Below are 17,689 nucleotides of genomic sequence, written 5' to 3'. Positions count from 1 at the left end.
TAACTCTAGTGCGCTACAATTTTATATGGATTTTTTGCGGAGGGAGTACCGATATGAGTTCACGTTTTTCGCGTTGCGGTTGGGTAAAATTAAGCGATCCCGTGTATGTAGCGTACCATGACGAAGAGTGGGGAAAAGCCCTGCACGGCGAGCGTGCTTTGTTTGAGCTGTTTTGCCTAGAGACGCAATCGGCAGGGCTTAGTTGGCTCACGGTGCTCAAAAAACGCGACGGCTATCGCAAAGCGTTTGCCGACTTTGATCTTGAAAGCGTTGCGAACTTTGGAGAAGAAGAGATCGCTTCGATCCTGCAAACGGGCGAAGTGATCAAAAGCCGTCCCAAGATCGAAGCGATCATCGCCAATGCGCGCTTGTTTCAGCGTATTATTCACGAGCACGGCTCGATCGACGCTTACTTTTGGAACTATGTGGACGGCAAAACGATCGTTAACGACGTAGCGGATTATAAACATGCCGCGTGTACTTCCGTCATTTCGGATGCCATCACCAAAGATCTGAAAAAACGGGGATTTAAATTTGTAGGCTCTACCACGATCTACGCGTTTATGCAAGCGTGCGGTATGGTGAATGACCACGAAAACAGTTGTCGATACAAATACCATGACCTTTGAAATTTTAAACGACTACTGCCTCAGCCATATCGGTGCGATCAAAGAGTACCCTTTTGACGCTACAACCGCCGTTTATAAAGTCGGCAATAAAATCTTTGCCCTCATCGATGAAGAGAGCCGACCTCCACGCATCAATGTCAAGTGTGATCCCAACTATGCTAGGGAGCTGCGCGAACTATACGCAAGCGTTACCGCAGGGTACCATATGAATAAAAAGCATTGGAACACCATCATTTGTGAAGGCGAAGTCGATGACGCGTCCATTTTTGAGTGGATCGACGACTCGTACGACCTTGTTTTCAGCTCACTCACTAAAAAAATGCAAACGTTTGTCCGCAATTCATAACAGGAATCTTTATGTTTATCATCTCTTTAACCTATCACAAATCCCTTGAGGAAGTCGATGCCCATCTCAGTGCGCATGTCGAATTTCTCAAAAAAAACTATGCGCAAGGTGTTTTTTTAGCCTCAGGACGTAAAAATCCTCGCAATGGCGGCGTTATCTTGGCACTTGCCTCCTCCAAAGCAGAGATTGAAGCGATCATCGCACGTGATCCTTTTTACATTCATGAGATCGCAAAGTACGACATCATCGAATTTACACCCTCCATGACCGCTCCTGAGTTTGCATTTTTAGCCAATCGTTAAAGGACTCTTATGGCACCGAATGAAGCCTACCTTCAAAACACCTCGATTATTGATTGGCTACACCCACGCATTGTCGCTAAAGCGAAGGAGCTAAGAGGCATGTTGCGAAGCGATGTGGAGATAGCCAACAACTGCTTTACGTTTGTGCGAGACCACATTCATCACACGGGCGATCACAAAAGTACGGTCATTACATGTAAAGCCAGCGACGTTTTGGTGCATCAAACCGGTTGGTGTTTCGCCAAGAGTCATCTCTTAGCCGCTTTGTGTCGAGCTAATGGCATTCCAGCAGGTTTTTGTTACCAAAGACTGAGCCTTTTTGATAACGGTGAGCCTTACACGTTGCATGGATTTAACGCGCTTTACCTCAACGATTTTGGTTGGTACCGCGTTGATGCTAGAGGCAATAAAGCAGGGGTCAATGCAACATTCTCTCCACCGCTTGAGCAACTTGCCTTTAGAATCAAAGCATCGCATGAAATCGACTTCCAAGAGATACTAAGTGAGCCTTTGAGCATCGTCATTACAGCCTTGCAAACATACACAAGCTTTGAAGAGTCTCTCAAACATCTTCCCGATTGCACGGAAATAACACCGCTTTAGATTTACATGTAAAGAGTGAAGCCCTCTTTTACGCAGACTCGAAAGCTTCACGAATGCGCTTAACATCGCGTATTGGGGGCAGTCCAAAAAGACGTGCGTATTCACGGCTAAACTGAGAGGGACTTTCATAGCCTACTTTAAAAGCAACATTGCTCGCTTCCATCTCTTCAACCATTAACAATCTTCTCGCCTCTTGCAAACGCAAGGATTTCTGGAACTGTAAAGGACTCATCGTGGTGACGCGCTTAAAATGATGATGAAACGACGATGCACTCATCGCCACTTCGTGTGCCAGTGTTTCAATACGCAATGGCTCCGCGAGATCATTTTTGATCATCGTGATCGCCTTAGCGATGCGCTGTGCGAGACTGCCATTTTTAGCAAACTGCCGTATGATAGCGCCACCTTTGTCTTGGACTATGCGGTAAAGGATTTCACGCGTAATCATAGGAGAAAGCATGTTGATGTCTTTTGGATGATCAAGCAGGCGCACAAGCCTCAGGATGGGGTCAAGCAGTAACGAACTGTTTTCGCCAAAATAAAGCCCACGTTCAGGCTGTTGCAGACTCTTTTCATCATCAACCTCGTGGAGAATTTCCCAAACTTCGTCCATCGAGAAGGTCAATTGCAAGGACAAATAGGGCTTTTGCGCAGATGCTTCTTGAATTTGCACGCGCGCAGGCAGATGCACGGAGGAGATAAGATACGTGTTTTTATCATAAGAGAACATCTCGTCTCCTAACCCAACCGCTTTAGAGCCTTGAGCAATAAGGCATAAGGATGGCTCATAAAGGGTATGTAAAAACTCCGTTGGTGTTGCCGTGCAAAAAAAATATAAAGAAGGCACGTCTGTATTGGTTCGACCCTCGCAATGAGCGTGTTTTTCTATCAATCGTTTCAGTTCATCTTGTTGAAGTTGCATTAATTCATTTTCCATAAGCGCCTCTTTTTTTTTCATTCTCTGTGCATCATTATAAAACAATTTAGAGGATTAGGCAATAAATATTGAAAAATATTCTACCACTTAGCATCACTTTCGTTCTATAATAACATCATTAAAACACAGGAGAAACCATGGTTGACTTTACGTATCATAACCCCACAAAAATAGAATTTGGAAAAGAGAAAGAGAATCTTATTGGTGCAGAAATTGCAAAAGAAAACATTACAAAAGTCCTGCTTTGCTACGGTAGTGAACGCATCAAAACCGATGGACTTTATGAAAAAGTCACCTCATCACTGAAAGCAAAAGGTATCGCTTGGGTTGAACTTTCAGGCATCGTCAGCAATCCAAAACTCGCTAAAGTCAACGAAGGTATTGCACTGGCTAAAAAAGAGAAGGTGCAAGCCATCCTTGCCATTGGTGGAGGCTCTGTCCTTGATAGCGCTAAAACCATCGCTGTTGGAGCTTTACATGGTAATGATGTTTGGGACTTTTTCATTGGCAAAGCGAGCATTGAGAAGGCGCTCCCTGTCTATGCCATCATGACGCTTGCCGCAACGGGAAGCGAGATGAACGGCTTTGCGGTTGTCAGCAACGAAGAGACCAAACAAAAATATTCAATCCAATCAGCGCATATCTACCCAAAAGTTTCTGTGCTCAATCCAGAACTGACCAAAAGTGTTCCTAATGACTATTTAGCCTACTCCGCGGTTGATATTATTGCACATTCCATTGAAGGCTACTTTACAGCCCCAGATCAACCACATTTTCAATCGCGCATGGTCGAGGGGATTGTTAAAACCGTTATGGAAACAACTGAGATTTTGCTCAAAAATCCTGAAGATTACAATGCCAGAGCTGAGTTTACATGGGCGGCGACACAAGCATTGAACGGCTCAACCACAGCAGGAACCAACCTTTCAGGCTTTCCAAGCCACATGATCGAACACTCACTATCAGCACTGTTTAACATCGCTCATGGTGCAGGTCTTGCCATCGTCATTCCTGCATGGATGCAATGGTACAAAAACAAAAATCATGCACAATTTGAGCGTTTTTCAAAAGAAATTTTTGGATTAGATTCAGTCGATGAAGGCATCCTTGCTCTTAAAAACTGGTTTGCTAAAATTGGCGCACCCGTAAGTCTTGAGAAAGTTTCTATCGGCAAAAACGAGATTTCTGCTATTGCTGAAAATGCAGCACACACTGCTGTAGTGTGGGGCATGAGCGACACCTATACACAGCGAGCTATCGAAGATATTTTACACAACGCCTAAACGAAAGGGGATTTAATTCCCCTTTGAAAGCCAAAACGCTTCGGCTAAACTCAACTCCTCTTCACTAAAAACAGCGATACCACTCTCTTGTAAAAGTTTACATGTAATGCCCGAATCGTTCACACGCGTGCTGGTAAATGTGCCATCATAAATGACATCTTTACCACACGAGGGGCTTCGAGCCTTCAAAATCGCCATACACACGCCCTCAAGTTTTGCGATGCGCAAGCTCTCTTTCGCCCCTTTTGAAAATGCCTCGCTTACGTCTTCGCCGATTCGATTGACGACACGGTTCGTTCCTTGGAGAACTTCGCAAGCAGGACGCGGGACGCTAAGTCCTCCGAGCACTTCGGGGCACAAAGGTACTAAAACGCCCTCGTCCTTCCACCGCTCCAAAATCGTTACATGTAATGCGTTATTGCCGCCGTCGTATTTCACGTTTTCGCCGAGCAAACACGCACTGATCAAAATCTTTCGTCGGCTCATTTAAAATCGTCCTTGGCATTTTTAACTTGCCAGCGCAAGCGTTTATAGCGGAGGCGATTGCGCAGGCGTTTGACTTTATCGATGTCGCGCATATCGATACTGATGGCGGTATCTTCCAAGTCGTTGCCTTTGCCGATCGTAATATTGTCGGCTTTTCGCAGAGCCAACTTTTGCGACTGAAAGACGCTACGATGCCCCGTAATTAAAAAGGCGATGACCACGCTCAGTGCCGCGTAATTTGCCATATGCACGCCAAACAACTCCACTGCCATGATAATGGAAGCGATGGGAGAGTTGGTCGCACCCGCCAAAACGCTGACAAACCCAAGCGCGGCAAAGAGTGCGACGTGATTGCCGCCGATGAGATCGCCAAACGCCGCACCGCTCGTCGCGCCCACGTAAAACAAGGGCGTAATAATACCGCCGCTTCCGCCTGAACCTAAGGTAATCGCCGTAAAAAACGTTTTAAAAACGGCATCGTACCAATGCACGTTATCCGAAATCAGCGGATTGGGGCTGAGGGCGTCTTTAATGGTCGCAAGACCGAGTCCTAAGTAGCTTTCCGAGAAAAAGTACGAAACGAGTGCCATCACCAGTCCCGCAACAAAGGCTTTCAGGTAACGATTGTACGGAACGGCTTTGATGTACTCTTCGATTTTATTGACCGTCGTAATGAACAAATCGGCGATTAAGCCGAAAAAGACGCCTGCCAAAACGACATGTAAGATTAATGAAAAGTCCAAGTTAAACGAACGGTAGAAATTGATGTCGTAGTAATGGTATTTGACGCCTAACACCTGAGCCGTGATAAATGCCGCAAAACCGGAGATAAACGAGGGTAAAAGAACATCGTACATAATCGCACCGATAATTAAGACTTCGATTCCGAAAATTGCCCCCGCGATAGGCGTACCGAATACCGAAGCAAAACCCGCACTAATACCGCAAATGACAAGCTTTCGGCGGTCGGATTTAGAAAATTTGAGCAGAGTTGCCGCAAACGAAGCCGCGCCCGCACCGATTTGCGCTCCCGGTCCCTCTTTTCCGACCGAACCGCCCGAAAAGATCGTGAGTACCGTTGCGACCAGTTTAACGGGAATTACTTTGGCATTGATGTAACCGTCGCGCTTATGCACCGCTTCGATGACTTTTTCCGTACCGTGTCCCGTCGCGTTTTGATCGAACGTTCGCACGATCCACGTCGTTAGCATCAACGCAAAAGGCAACGTGAAATAAAACGGAAACGGGAGTAAACTCCGTGTCTGTTCGGCAGTTGAGAGGATGTTTAAAAAGACGGAAATCAAGCCGCCGATCATAATGCCAACGGCGGAGGAGAGAAGCAACCATTTTGAAACGCTGAAAAAAATAACCGTTTGCTCAACAACGTGTTTATTCATAAAAACTCTTTAAATTTTGGGCTTGTCTCATTATAGCCCACTTTTATAAATTTTTTATCAATACTAAAGCGTTATCCGACCATCGATGCGACAATTTCTCTTGCGCGTTTTTTCGCCGCTTCCACCTCATCGAGCACCAAAGCCACAGCCATACGGCGCCCCACATGGCTCACAGGCTTTCCAAAAATGCGTACATATGAGTTTTTCGAAAACGCACTCTCAGGGATGGTAAGAGTTGGCACATGCTCTTCATTCATGCTTTTAAATGCCCCACTCGCGCCCGCTCCATAAAAGGTAAAATCAAGTGGCAAGCCCAAAACCGCTCTTACATGTAAGGCAAATTCGCTCTGGCTTTGCGTGATCATCGTGACCATTCCGGTATCGTGCGGACGAGGGCTCAGTTCACTAAAGTACACCTCATCGTCTTTGACAAAAAATTCCACACCAAAAAGTCCACGACCGCCCAAGCCGTCTGTCACTGCTTTTGCCATCATCTGCGCTTTGGCTAACACTTCAGGTTTCATCGGCACAGGTTGCCAGCTCAGCACATAGTCGCCGTTTTCTTGGATATGCCCGATCGGTTCGCAAAAGACCGTCTCTTTGCCGTTGCGCACGGTTAAAAGTGTGATCTCATAGTCAAAAGGTACAAATGCTTCGACGATCAGCTCGCTCGCGTCACCTCTGGCCTCTTTGGCGATCTCCCACGCTTTTTGGACGTCCGCCTCACTTCGGATGACACTTTGACCATGCCCTGAGGAACTCATCACAGGCTTGACCACACACGGAATGCCGAGCACTTTTGTCGCTTCTTCTAAGGCTTCAAGCGTTTTCACAAAGACATAGCCACTGGTTTTAAGCCCCAAGGTCTCCGCGGCAAATTCGCGAATGTTTTTACGATTCATCGTCTTTTTAACGGCGTCCGCATTGGGGATGACGCAAAAGCCCTCTTTCTCCGCTTCGATGAGCGCTTCAATGCTCAAAGCTTCCACTTCAGGCAAGATGAATGTTGGCTTTTCAAGGCGAATCACCTCCAAAAGCTCCTCTTTGTTTTTCATGTTGATGACATAGCTTCGATTGGCGACCAAGTGTGCAGGTGCTTTGGGGTATGAATCCACCGCAACGGTCTCAATGCCCAAACGAGAGGCTTCGATAACGACCTCTTTGCCCAGCTCGCCGCTTCCTACGAGCATGATTTTGGTACTGTTACTTTTAAGGGGAGTTGTAAAGTGCATGGCTTCCTCTTTGTGTTAGTTTGAGAGATTTTACACAAAAGTGGTTTAAGAAATGAAAGAAGTCTAAATTTTATCGCTCTTGGTTGGATATACTGTTTATTTAAAATCTGTTTTACATGTAAAGGCTATTTATGGATTTTTTACCTCAAATTCTTCTCCTAAGTTCGCTCCTCATTTTCGTCTATTTTTGGCTCAAACCGCGCACTAAAGCCAAACCAAGCCCTCAAAAACAAGAAGAGATTCGCCAGATGTACCGCGAACGACTGAAAACAGAACTCGCCACCATCGACGATCCAAACGAGCGCCAAACCCAAAAAATCGCTCTTCTCAAAGCATTTTCCAAAGAGTTAGAGTTCAACCTCTTTTTCGATAAAAACGATGTTCAAACGCTGATGCAAGAGTTGGCGGGGTACTAGAAAAAGAAGCTTTATACTATCTAGTTATCTGCCACAATACATTACTGTTGAGCATACTATAAATTGAACAATCATTATTCCAATTGCTGTACACACTGCTGATTGTATTATTGCTTCATCACACTCAATTGATGTTGCTGACTTTGTTACTAGACCATATATCATAGCCCCAAAAAAACCACCTGGAAGTATAAAAAAATAACCTATCTATGCCATAGCATCTTTAATAAATATCCAATAGTAAAGTACAGATATTGTTAATACAATGGAAGATCCTGCTATAACAGCTAACCGTAATTTTAATATTAATAATAAACTAAAAATAATAGCTTGAGGCAACCATAAATATAAAAAATTTGGGAGAAAATAAGTATTTTTTGGCAAAATTATTGTTATAACGCTTACACCAATAAGTACAACGAGTAAGGTAATGGGCTTTTCATTTATTGTATATTTCAAAATTATTCCCTTTAATAAAAGAAATATGAAAACGAAGTAAATCTATTGTAGATATAAATTTGTCTTTTACATGCAAAGGTCTTGAAAAAAGTATAGCAAAAAGCTATTCAAAATAAGCAAAATTTTTTATTGATTTTATAAGCTAAGACTATTCAAAATGATTTATGAGATTTGAAGAAATATAAAAGAAGGGAATGCAAGGGAAAATCCCTTGCATAAAGAACAAAAGTCTGAACAACTTTTGCAAAAAAACGATTAACGTTTTCAAGGAAACTTTTAATGATTCCTCGAAAGAAATCATTAACGTTTAGAGAATTGTGGGCTACGGCGCGCTTTTTTCTTACCGTATTTTTTACGCTCAACAACACGTGAGTCACGTGTCAATAAGCCGTGTGGTTTTAAGATCGCTCTAAAGTCTGCGTCCATAGAAGCAAGTGCTTTAGAGATACCGTGGCGAAGTGCGTCAGCTTGTGCTGAATAACCGCCACCAAGTGTGTCAGCTTTAATGTCAAAACTTGTCTCTTGTTTTGTAAGAGCAAGAGGTTGACGAACACGTTTTTTAATGGTCTCATGACCACCAAGCCACGCTTCAAAATCAATACCATTGACAACAATGCTACCTTTACCTGGAGTGACCCATACTTTAGCGATTGCTGTTTTTCTTTTACCGGTTGCGTATACTTTTGCCATATTACTTTACCTCTGCTTTAACTTGCGCTGTGTGAGGGTGCTCACTACCGGCATAAACTTTTAGCTTTTTGATCATCTCTTTAGCAAGATTTGTTTTAGGTAACATGCCTCTTACCGCAAGTCTGTACAATTTTGCTGGGTTGCTGTTCAAAAGATCACCCAATTTTTCAGTTTTAACGCCACCGAAATATCCTGTGTGTCTGTGATACAATTTTGTGTCTAATTTTGTTCCACTAAACTCTACTTTTTCCGCATTGATGATGATAACGAAATCGCCACAATCAACATTTGGAGTAAAATAAGGTTTATGTTTGCCTCTGAGCAGTGTTGCTACTTCTGTAAGGACTTTACCAAATCGCTTACCAGCAGCGTCCACTACGATCCAGTCGCGTTTGACTTCGCTTGGCTTAATCGCAAGTGTTGCTTTCATGTGTCATAACCTTTGACGTATTTATTTAACGAAGTGCAAGTGTAATCAAATAATACTTAAATAACGCTGAAATTAAGTGTACTATAAGCTTTTAAGAAGCTCCACACCCTCGTTTTGCAAATAGCAAATATACGCCTCCACGGGCAAGTTGTAGATCTGCGTAAGAGCGTCTTGGTAGAGCTTGATTTGCGTTTGATGTTTACTACTCTGCTTTTTCGAACTTTTGTAGTCCACAACAACGATACGATCTGGAAATTCAAGCAAAAGGTCGATCTGCTTGCGCTCTTTTTGGTACATGAGCGGTTGCTCTTTAAAGATTTTTGCACCCTCAATCAAATCCAAAAAGGCTTTACAAGAAATAAGCTTTTCACCCCGCTGATAAATCGCCCTCATCGCCGTCTCATCCAAAAGCGGTGCAAAACGGTTTTGAAGTGCGGTGTATGCACACTTGAGCGAAGCTTCATCAAAACGCTCCATCATCTCAAGCAGATAGTGCTGTGCAATTCCAAACGTGATCGAAGCGATCTCAGCGCTCTCTTCCTCATCGGGAGCACTTGCCACCTCTTGCGCACCGTAACGTTTCGGTTCGTATACGCGCATCGTACTTGTCGCAACGGCGACTTCTTTTGTGGAGGCGCTGATGGCACCTCGCTCAGTCGTGCTCAGCTCCAGCATCTCAAACGCACTGTTTTGCGCTTTCGCACAGACAAAAAGCGAACGTTTGGCTCTGGTAAAAGCGACATAAAGCGCGTTAAGCCTGTCTTCGACCATTAAAGCACTCTCATGCGCTTTGGCTTTGGCATACGAATCATCCACCGTTTCGCGCCCTGCCATGCTCAGATACAACCCTTTGATCTCCACTTCGTCATAATGCCACAACAGCGTGTCACTTCGGTTGTTGTCGCGACTGAGGCGATCACACACGATGACGTGCTCAAACTCCAAGCCTTTGGACTTATGAACGGTTAAAACACGAAGACCGTCTACATCCTCACTTTTGGCTTCATCACTCAGCTCATCCAGCGCAAATAAAAAGCTCTCGATCTCCTCATAACGGCTCGCAACTTCTAGGAAACTGAGCAGATCGGCACTGCCATCAAACAGCTTGTAGGTTTCAATGATCTTCTCTACCAAAAGAAGTGGTGCGACATTGACATCAAACGCTGACTTAAAAAGCGGCGCATCCCAAGCCTCGCCGATGAGTGCGAGAAAGCTCGCTTTGTAGAGTTCATCGCCAAAGTAGAGGTATTTGAGCAGAGCAATGATGGCTTTGATGGAGCGCACATCGATTAGTTTTAAGGTCGCTTCAAGCCTTACATGTAAAGTAGGAAACTGCGCTTGCACAAGTTCCTTAAAGGCTTTGGCGTCTTTGTTGGTATGCACTAAAAGTGCGATGTCTTTAGGCTTTACTCCCTCTTTTAAAAGCAGTGCCACTGCCTCCAACACCAAAGGCTCGATGGATTCTTCGATGCGCACATTGATGTAACCCTCGCCCGTAGCTTTTGCCACCTTTTGCGGTTCATAGCCTTTGATCTTACATGTAAAGAGTTCATTGACAAAATCCACCACCAATTCGTTGCTTCGATAGTTGGTATCCAGTGCGTTGATGTCTAGATGCAAACTCTTCTTTGCGTATCCAAACAGCTCTTTAGCACCTCCTCTAAAACGATAAATCGACTGCTTGACATCGCCTACAAAAAAGAGTGTTTTAAACTCTTTCACGCCTTGCCCTGCGCGTATCTCTTCGATAATCGGCAGTAAAATCTGGTACTGCACGATGCTCGTGTCTTGAAACTCATCGATGAGCAGATGCTCTATCGCACCATCGAGTCTAAAATAGAGAAAATCTTTGCTGATCTCTTGGTGCAAAAGGGTGTAGAGCAGATTGGTCACGTCATCAAACGCAAGCTCGCCGTACTCGCTCATCAAAGCTCTAAGACTCGCATCATACACCGCGAACAGTTTGCCCAGTTGTCCTAAAAAATACGCTTCTTTGGCATTGACATGTGCGTTTAACGCGTGTTTGAGCTCCATTAACAGCGTATCAACCTGTTCATTGGTATACTTTTTATAGTCCCAATACCCAAAGTCGTCGCGCTCCAAGTATTTTTTAGAAAGCAGATCGCCTAGCGTCTGCGCTTTTAACGTCGCAAGTCCACGCGCCGAGAGTCCGCTTTGCTCAAAGTACGCTCGTATGCGCTCCAAAATATCCAAACACGGTTTGAGGGAGGGATAACTCCCCTCTTCCAACGTGCTCACGTCAAGTTCTGATTTTTTCTGATAAAGCGTGTTTAAAAGGCTAAAAAGATCCCCCAGTTTTTTGTCTTCAGTGAGGCTAAACGCGATGAGTGCGTTGTAAAGATTGTGGCGTTTGCACCCTTGGATAAAACGCTCCACCAACTCGCTCTCAAGCCTTTTTTGCCCGACGACAAAGTCAGGTTGCAAGCCTACATGTAACGCGAAATGGCGCAAAATGAGTGAGAAAAAAGAATCCAGCGTTGAAATTTTGATGTCGGCTTGAAGCAAGGTTTGCATCACGCGCTCTTTTTGTGCAAGCAACACCTCTTGAGACTTGCCCGTTTGCGTGGCAATTGCTTCTAGCTCATCTTTGCTCTCCAAGTGTTTGAGCGTCTCAAAGATGCGCGTTTTCATCTCCGCGGCGGACTTGTTCGTAAAGGTAAGTGCGACGATCTTTTGCGGATTTGCACCCATAAACAGAAGCGAGAGGTAACGTACACTGAGCGCAAAGGTTTTGCCACTTCCTGCACTGGCTTCAAGCGCTAAATAAGGACTGAGATTCATATCTGCTCCTCTCTTCCGCATAACTGCACATACGGACACAGCCTGCAATGCTTGATCTCATCGCAAAGTTCATACCCATTGATCGGTTTAGATAGCTCCAAAAGTTTTACATGTAAAAGTGCTTTTTTCTCTTCCAAAAAGCCATCTTCCACCAAAACACCCTCTTTGAGGTCGTAATAATAGACCCTCGCAACCTCTCCCAAATCACCGGCGATCAGCGTGTAAAAGACCAGTTGAAAATCGACGGTGCTCTCTAATGTTCGCTCGCTCGTTATGGGCACTTTTCCGCTTTTATAGTCAATCACGAAGAGTTTTCCCGCTTTGTGATCGATGCGATCCATCTGCCCTTCTAGTGTAAAACCCTCATACGAAATTCTGTGCGAAAACTCTTTTTTGAAAACAGAAAATCCCTCTTCAAAACGTTCCACTTCATGGCGCATAAACGGGCGCAGTTTTTCAAGCCACAAGTCAACGAAATAGCCCCACACTTCATGTCTGTTCTGCTCTTTCAAACGTGTTTCGATGGCAGTGTAAAGGCTTTTCTCATCACGCAACGCTTCATCGCAGATGGCATCTTCAAGCACGTTATGAAGCGCTATCCCAATCGTTTGCTCATCGATCACACTGCTTGGCATCTTCGCCTCTTTGAGGTGTGCGAGGTAGCGAAAGTAAAACTGACGTTTACATGTAAGCAGGGTTTTGAGCTTCGTTGCGGAGAGTGGAAACGCTTTTAGATCGTGCGGCGCGTCGATAAAAGGCTGTTCGTACAGTGCTTTGGGCGCATGGCGTTCAAACAGAAGCGGTTGCAACGCTTTCTCGTCTGCCATGATGCTCGTATCAAATCCAAGTTCGTCTAAAAAGCGCGAAGGCATAGAGGTTTCGTTTTTCACATATGCAATAGCAACTTTTTGCGCGCGTGAAAAGAGCTGATGGTAGTAGTAACGTTGTAGATTTTCACGATCACGCTTGGTCGGAAGCCCTGCATGAGCACGTACGGAGGAGGAGAGAAAGAGGTCTTTTTGGCTTCGTTTGGGCACAAACTCATCGTTAAAATCGACCACGATCACCCCTTTGTACGCCACGCCTCTGGTTTCAAGTACCCCCAAAACGGTCACTTTTCCGCCTCTGACATCATCTTGCGTCAGTACACCAAGGCGGTTGAGCAAAAGCTTGGTGACCTGCTCAAAACGAAGGGCAGGAGCGTGTTTTAAAAAGTGGGTAAAGGCAAAAAACGCCTCTTGAAACAGCGGGTTTTTCTGCTCTTTTTCCTCTTGGGCAAGCACACTTTCAAAAAAAATCATTGCCGCCTCAGCAGAAACTTTTTGATGCCAAATCTCTTTACATGTAAGCAGGGTTTCGGACTTGATTTTCAAGCGTTCCAAACGCAGATGATCTTCGATCTCGTCGTTGCGCATCGCTTTTTCAAGCGCGCTTAGTTTTTGGTAAAACTGGCTCTGCTTGAGGCTAATTCCCATCGCAAAGTTAAGATTGTGCCAAGTATCAAACGCTCTCATCATTTCAGCGAAACGTTCATCCGGTAAAACCACCACGATCTCTTCGGGATTCAACCCCTCTTCCACAAACTGCGCGATGGTACTTTGCACATAGCTTATTTGCGCCATTCGTGAAGAGAAACCAAAGACTGCTTTTTCTTGGTTGATGGGAGTTTGAGGCTTTACATGTAAAATCTTTTTGGAAGTAAGATCGATCTCATAATGGTTGTTTTGCTCCAGCTCGATGCCAAGCTCGCGAAAGAGCCGTGCCATTTTTTGGTTGTACGCGTTGATAGTAACGTTTACATGTAAAGGTATGAGCGTTGCAATGCTTTGCAAAAGCTCCATCTCAAAACGGCTCAAAAAACCCTCTAAATGTATACGCACAGCACCCAAAGAGCAGAGGTAGTCACTGTTGAGCTCATACAACTCCGGCAACGTAATGCGATCATAAAAGCTGTGTTTAGAAAGCTGTGCTTTGTAGTGTTTTAAAAGCGTTTGCAACACTTCAAGGTGTTCGGCATAATGTTCATAGGTATCGGCTTGCATCAAAGATTCTAGGGCTACTTTTTCGTGGCTGAGTTCTTCAAAAAAGCGAAACAGATAGGTGGAGTTTTTTAAAAAGGTAAAAAACTCCCGCTCGATGTGCAAAAGCTCAAACTGTGTAAAACGCGATGCTTCTTGCATCAAAAGCACGCGCATATCCTCATCGACGAGGCAAAGGCGAGGGACAAGAACTGCTTTTTGTTCCAGCTCTGCTATGGTGATGGCTTTAGGAAGAAGGGCAGTTGCATCGCTAAAGGTTTCATAAAAAGAGCGTACCGCACGACTGGTTGCAAAAACTTCTAACATCTTTCCTCACTCTTATTTGATGCGGACATTATAACAAAGGAAAGATTTGAGAGGGATTTTTATGTCAGAATGAAATGGCGGTAAGACCACACAACTTATCTTACCGCCTGTTATTAGGAGAAAAGGGGGAACTATTGCGCTGCGTAGGCTTCGTTTTTATGATAACCTTTAAATTCGCCTACTTCTATTTTACTTAAGATCTGCCAGCGTCCGGGCTTGGTAATCTCAAAAGGTCCAAAAGTGTAATTGCCGTTTTGAACGTGAGAGGGTTTCATCTCTTGGTTTTCTTTGTTGCTGTCAGGTCGTGAGAGCATGAGCGTCACATCGGCATTATCGATAGGTTGACCGCTTTTACCGGTTAAACGCAAGGTAAAACTGTTTTGTCCTATCTCGAATTTTTCCGTCGAATACGCAAGATCAAACTTTGCATCAAATTTTGCCTGAAGATCTAAAATTTTATTGATGTTATGATCGACTTTTTGATACTTTTCCATATAAAACGTATCCATTTCGACCGGATTGCTCACGGCGATTTTAATCACCCAACCGCATGCAACGACCATTCCTAAAATCATACCGATAACGGCATGCGGATAATAATTTCTTTCACTTTTCGTTTTAGCCACGGTTTTTCATCCTTCTATAAAGCATTAAAACAACCAAAAAGCCTACAAATCCGTAAACTCCGAGGCGCACAAGATTGATCGTCGTTTTGTTGGAACTTCCGATCGCGCTTTGTAAATCAACCTTTTTAAATGCCGCAATTTGCTCCACAACGTCTGCATAGCCGTTGAGTAACGCGGCTCCCGCGCTGACGTCGTTTTTCTTCGTCGTCAAAAGCGGAATAATCGTCCCTTTCCACGGAAGCGGCGATAAAACCGCCTCTTTATCAAAGGCTTTTTCCATATCGCTTGAAGCGTAAATATCGACTTTCTTTTGCTCTAAAAAAAGCGTCAATAAAACATAAGAACCGTTAAGGTCTTTGGCAAAGTTTTTTTCAAACGCCACGATCTCTTCATCGCTGTTTTGTTTTGCGATCAAAAAGACTTGAACCCCGCTTTTGGCAAAAAGCTCACTGCCCATCTCTTCAATTTTCTGAGCGGTTCTCTCTTCCAAAATCGAATCGTGTACGACAAAATCTTTGGCAAAAACGATCTGCGGACAGACTAAGGTCAAAAAGCAAAGGAGCATGAGCCCCTTTACTTTTCGAATCGTTACTAAGCTTTTCATTAGCCAACAAAAAGATGATGAGGCGTTAACACTGCCCAAGCCGTTACAAGAGCAAGCACGACCAATCCGAACGTTATGATTTTATCCATATTTTCAGCCATTTTACTTCTCCCTTACTTTGCGATAACTTTTTGATTCGCATTCGCGGCGTCTCGCATTTGAAGCGCTTGCGGATCCGTTAGCTTATAAGGTTTATCAGCAACTGCTTGTTGTGCCTTCAAGCCAAAAAACGTCAATACGCCTAAAATCGAGAGCAACAACACCGTTGCAATCAACATTCCCGTAATGCCGTTGAGTCCAAATACGTTACGATTTGTATTTTCCATCGACTGATCCTTATTTCGCTAAAGAGCTGACATACGTGCCAACCGCTGTTTTTTGAATATTGGTTAAACGTCCGTCGTTAAATTGCGGCATATTTCCGATTGTGCCTTTTTTGCCCATATTAAGGACGTTAGCAACAAACTTCGCCGTGCCGTACGTACTAAGATCCGGAGCACTGCCGTCCATACCTTTACCGTCTTCGCCGTGGCATGCCGCACATGTTGCCCAAAGAGCACGACCGCTTTCAACCAATGCAGGGTTTTTGCTCTTTTTAACCGAAGAAACTTCTTGCATAACGTAAGCGGCAACCGCTTTTGCGCTCTCAGCGTCAAGTAAACCGGAGGGCATTTCGCCAAGAGGATAGCTTGAGCCTTTCGCACCGTTTAAGATCGATGCGACGATCGCTTCTTCGTTACCCCATTTAGCAAAGTTTGCCGCTTTGCCGTTCATACCGTCACCCGTCACGCCGTGGCACGGTGCACATTGTACCAAGAAAACACCCTCACCCATACTCATAAGCGTTGCTTGATCGGGATTGGCAAATTTTTTCTCGAATTGCGCGTTATAGCTTTTCACTTCTTCGTTGTACTCACCGATTTTGTTATAGCTTGCCAAAGGATATCCCGCTAAGAAATACCACAAAGCCCATACGATCGTTCCGACGAATGAAAGTGCCCAACCGATAGGAAGTGCGTTTTTATATTCGCCGATGCCGTCCCAATTCTCTTTCGTTAATTCTCCGGTACTCTTATCGGTTTTCATCTGTTTGATATATTTTAAAGAAACACCGATGCTGAGAATTAAAATTGCTGCTGCACCAAGCAATGCTAATGCATTTACATTATCATTCAGCCAATTCATATATTGCTCCTCTTTATTCTTTCTCTTTGTTGGACGGTGTTCGAGATTCAATCGGAGCATCGTCAATATTGTCGTTTAAAGCAATATTGGCATACTGCTCATAGTTCCTTGTGCCTTTTTTTTCGGCTTTATAAAGATGGTACAAATAACCGTACATAATGACCGATAAAAAAATCGTAGCAAAAATATAACCATAAGCCTGTAATTCTCTGATTGTTTCCATTTCCACCGCTGACACCTTATTTTAAGCTATTGAGATAGGCGATTAATGCAACAATCTCTTTGATCTCACCGCGTTTAAATGCCTCTTTTACTTCCGTACTCTTCATATCGGCAACGATAGCAGCCGCTTGTTCCATGACCGCTTTTTTCGATTCGTCGTACGTTCCGAGTTGTGGCATATCCGCTTGATCGTAAGGAACATTGAATACTTTTTTCACGGTTAATGCTTCCGCATACGCCGTTTCAATGTCTGCATTATTTTTAAACATATGTTTATACGCCGGCATGATAGAGCCAGGGACAACGCTGATCGGATCTAACATGTGATATTCGTGCCAGTCCGTCGTTCTGTAGTTACCGACCCTCATCAAGTCAGGTCCCGTTCGTTTAGAACCCCAAAGGAACGGCCTATCATACGCATACTCGCCGCTTAAAGAGTACATACCGTAACGGTCTGTCTCAGATTTGAAAGGACGGATCAATTGTGAATGGCAGGCGTTACAGCTGTCTTTAATATACACATGTCGACCTGCAAGTTCCAATACCGTATACGGTTTTGTTCCCGTAACGGGACGTGCGCTTTCCATAAAGTCAGGAAGGATGGTAACGATACCGGCATAGGCAATGACTAAAAAGACGCCTACCGCAAAAAAGAATGGGTTTTTTTCTAACCAATGAAACATAATTTTACCCTC

21 protein-coding genes are annotated in these 17,689 nt (G+C 44.3%); 6 read left to right on the top strand and 15 right to left on the bottom strand.

Going from position 1 to position 17,689, the window contains the following annotated elements; all coding sequences use genetic code 11:
* The first annotated feature begins 53 nt into the window (after window positions 1-53).
* From UCH003_RS02530 to UCH003_RS02515, 4 genes are read left to right on the top strand one after another with little or no spacing between them, the layout of a single operon-like run.
* A complete protein-coding gene (locus tag UCH003_RS02530; protein WP_060825299.1) occupies window positions 54-629 on the top strand; it encodes a DNA-3-methyladenine glycosylase I in 576 nt (191 codons plus the stop codon).
* Window positions 586-975, top strand: coding sequence for an MmcQ/YjbR family DNA-binding protein (locus tag UCH003_RS02525; protein ID WP_231964799.1), 390 nt, complete (start codon window positions 586-588; stop codon window positions 973-975). The genes UCH003_RS02530 and UCH003_RS02525 overlap by 44 nt, the downstream gene beginning before the upstream one ends.
* Window positions 976-986: 11 nt before the next feature.
* Complete coding sequence (locus UCH003_RS02520; RefSeq protein ID WP_060825297.1) at window positions 987-1,277, top strand: YciI family protein; 291 nt, start codon at window positions 987-989, stop codon at window positions 1,275-1,277.
* A gap of 9 nt (window positions 1,278-1,286) precedes the next feature.
* On the top strand, window positions 1,287-1,880 hold the full coding sequence (locus UCH003_RS02515; protein ID WP_060825296.1) for a transglutaminase-like domain-containing protein: 594 nt from the start codon (window positions 1,287-1,289) through the stop codon (window positions 1,878-1,880).
* A gap of 28 nt (window positions 1,881-1,908) precedes the next feature.
* Here the strand turns inward: UCH003_RS02515 and UCH003_RS02510 are convergent, their stop codons facing one another.
* Window positions 1,909-2,817, bottom strand: a complete 909-nt coding sequence (locus tag UCH003_RS02510; RefSeq protein WP_060825295.1) for an AraC family transcriptional regulator — start codon at window positions 2,815-2,817, stop codon at window positions 1,909-1,911.
* Between the two features lie 137 nt (window positions 2,818-2,954).
* On the opposite strand from UCH003_RS02510, the gene UCH003_RS02505 reads away from it, so the two are divergent.
* Complete coding sequence (locus UCH003_RS02505) at window positions 2,955-4,100, top strand: iron-containing alcohol dehydrogenase (RefSeq protein WP_060825294.1); 1,146 nt, start codon at window positions 2,955-2,957, stop codon at window positions 4,098-4,100.
* A 12-nt stretch (window positions 4,101-4,112) separates the two neighbouring features.
* Here the strand turns inward: UCH003_RS02505 and UCH003_RS02500 are convergent, their stop codons facing one another.
* From UCH003_RS02500 to purT, 3 genes are all read right to left on the bottom strand, one after another.
* Window positions 4,113-4,586, bottom strand: a complete 474-nt coding sequence (locus UCH003_RS02500) for a DUF523 domain-containing protein (protein ID WP_060825293.1) — start codon at window positions 4,584-4,586, stop codon at window positions 4,113-4,115.
* Complete coding sequence (locus tag UCH003_RS02495; protein WP_060825292.1) at window positions 4,583-5,983, bottom strand: chloride channel protein; 1,401 nt, start codon at window positions 5,981-5,983, stop codon at window positions 4,583-4,585. The genes UCH003_RS02500 and UCH003_RS02495 overlap by 4 nt, the downstream gene beginning before the upstream one ends.
* 71 nt (window positions 5,984-6,054) lie before the next feature.
* A complete protein-coding gene (purT, locus tag UCH003_RS02490) occupies window positions 6,055-7,215 on the bottom strand; it encodes a formate-dependent phosphoribosylglycinamide formyltransferase (RefSeq protein WP_060825291.1) in 1,161 nt (386 codons plus the stop codon).
* 131 nt (window positions 7,216-7,346) lie between these two features.
* On the opposite strand from purT, the gene UCH003_RS02485 reads away from it, so the two are divergent.
* Entirely contained in the window at window positions 7,347-7,631 is a 285-nt protein-coding gene (locus UCH003_RS02485; RefSeq protein ID WP_060825290.1) for a hypothetical protein, read from the top strand.
* Window positions 7,632-7,838: 207 nt separating this feature from the next.
* Here the strand turns inward: UCH003_RS02485 and UCH003_RS13630 are convergent, their stop codons facing one another.
* The 11 genes from UCH003_RS13630 to ccoO form a co-directional block, all read right to left on the bottom strand.
* A complete protein-coding gene (locus UCH003_RS13630) occupies window positions 7,839-8,090 on the bottom strand; it encodes a hypothetical protein (protein WP_144440972.1) in 252 nt (83 codons plus the stop codon).
* A 300-nt stretch (window positions 8,091-8,390) separates the two neighbouring features.
* A complete protein-coding gene (rpsI, locus tag UCH003_RS02480) occupies window positions 8,391-8,780 on the bottom strand; it encodes a 30S ribosomal protein S9 (RefSeq protein WP_060825289.1) in 390 nt (129 codons plus the stop codon).
* Between the two features lies 1 nt (window position 8,781).
* Window positions 8,782-9,210 (bottom strand): 50S ribosomal protein L13, encoded by a 429-nt coding sequence (rplM, locus tag UCH003_RS02475; protein WP_039673435.1) that lies wholly within the window; start codon window positions 9,208-9,210, stop codon window positions 8,782-8,784.
* Window positions 9,211-9,291: 81 nt separating this feature from the next.
* Window positions 9,292-12,012 (bottom strand): RecB-like helicase, encoded by a 2,721-nt coding sequence (locus tag UCH003_RS02470; RefSeq protein ID WP_060825288.1) that lies wholly within the window; start codon window positions 12,010-12,012, stop codon window positions 9,292-9,294.
* A complete protein-coding gene (locus UCH003_RS02465; protein WP_060825287.1) occupies window positions 12,009-14,357 on the bottom strand; it encodes a PD-(D/E)XK nuclease family protein in 2,349 nt (782 codons plus the stop codon). The genes UCH003_RS02470 and UCH003_RS02465 overlap by 4 nt, the downstream gene beginning before the upstream one ends.
* A 131-nt stretch (window positions 14,358-14,488) precedes the next feature.
* Window positions 14,489-14,983 carry a FixH family protein gene (locus UCH003_RS02460; protein WP_060825286.1) on the bottom strand — a complete coding sequence of 165 codons (495 nt, stop codon included), beginning with the start codon at window positions 14,981-14,983 and terminating at the stop codon, window positions 14,489-14,491.
* Window positions 14,976-15,548, bottom strand: a complete 573-nt coding sequence (locus UCH003_RS02455; protein WP_231964798.1) for a TPM domain-containing protein — start codon at window positions 15,546-15,548, stop codon at window positions 14,976-14,978. Before UCH003_RS02455 ends, UCH003_RS02460 begins: the two co-directional genes overlap by 8 nt.
* Window positions 15,549-15,700: 152 nt before the next feature.
* A complete protein-coding gene (locus UCH003_RS02450) occupies window positions 15,701-15,913 on the bottom strand; it encodes a DUF4006 family protein (RefSeq protein ID WP_039673444.1) in 213 nt (70 codons plus the stop codon).
* Between the two features lie 10 nt (window positions 15,914-15,923).
* The gene (locus UCH003_RS02445) at window positions 15,924-16,772 is read right to left on the bottom strand and encodes a c-type cytochrome (RefSeq protein ID WP_039673446.1); all 849 of its coding nucleotides are present in this window, start codon (window positions 16,770-16,772) and stop codon (window positions 15,924-15,926) included.
* Between the two features lie 13 nt (window positions 16,773-16,785).
* Window positions 16,786-16,995, bottom strand: coding sequence for a cytochrome c oxidase, cbb3-type, CcoQ subunit (locus tag UCH003_RS02440; RefSeq protein ID WP_052435306.1), 210 nt, complete (start codon window positions 16,993-16,995; stop codon window positions 16,786-16,788).
* 16 nt (window positions 16,996-17,011) lie between these two features.
* The gene (gene ccoO, locus UCH003_RS02435; protein WP_060825284.1) at window positions 17,012-17,677 is read right to left on the bottom strand and encodes a cytochrome-c oxidase, cbb3-type subunit II; all 666 of its coding nucleotides are present in this window, start codon (window positions 17,675-17,677) and stop codon (window positions 17,012-17,014) included.
* Between the last annotated feature and the right edge of the window lie 12 nt (window positions 17,678-17,689).

The organism is Sulfurospirillum cavolei, from assembly GCF_001548055.1.
Lineage (GTDB): Bacteria > Campylobacterota > Campylobacteria > Campylobacterales > Sulfurospirillaceae > Sulfurospirillum.
Note: the sequence above shows the minus strand (reverse complement) of the source record. Positions and strands in the feature narration are given on the sequence as shown.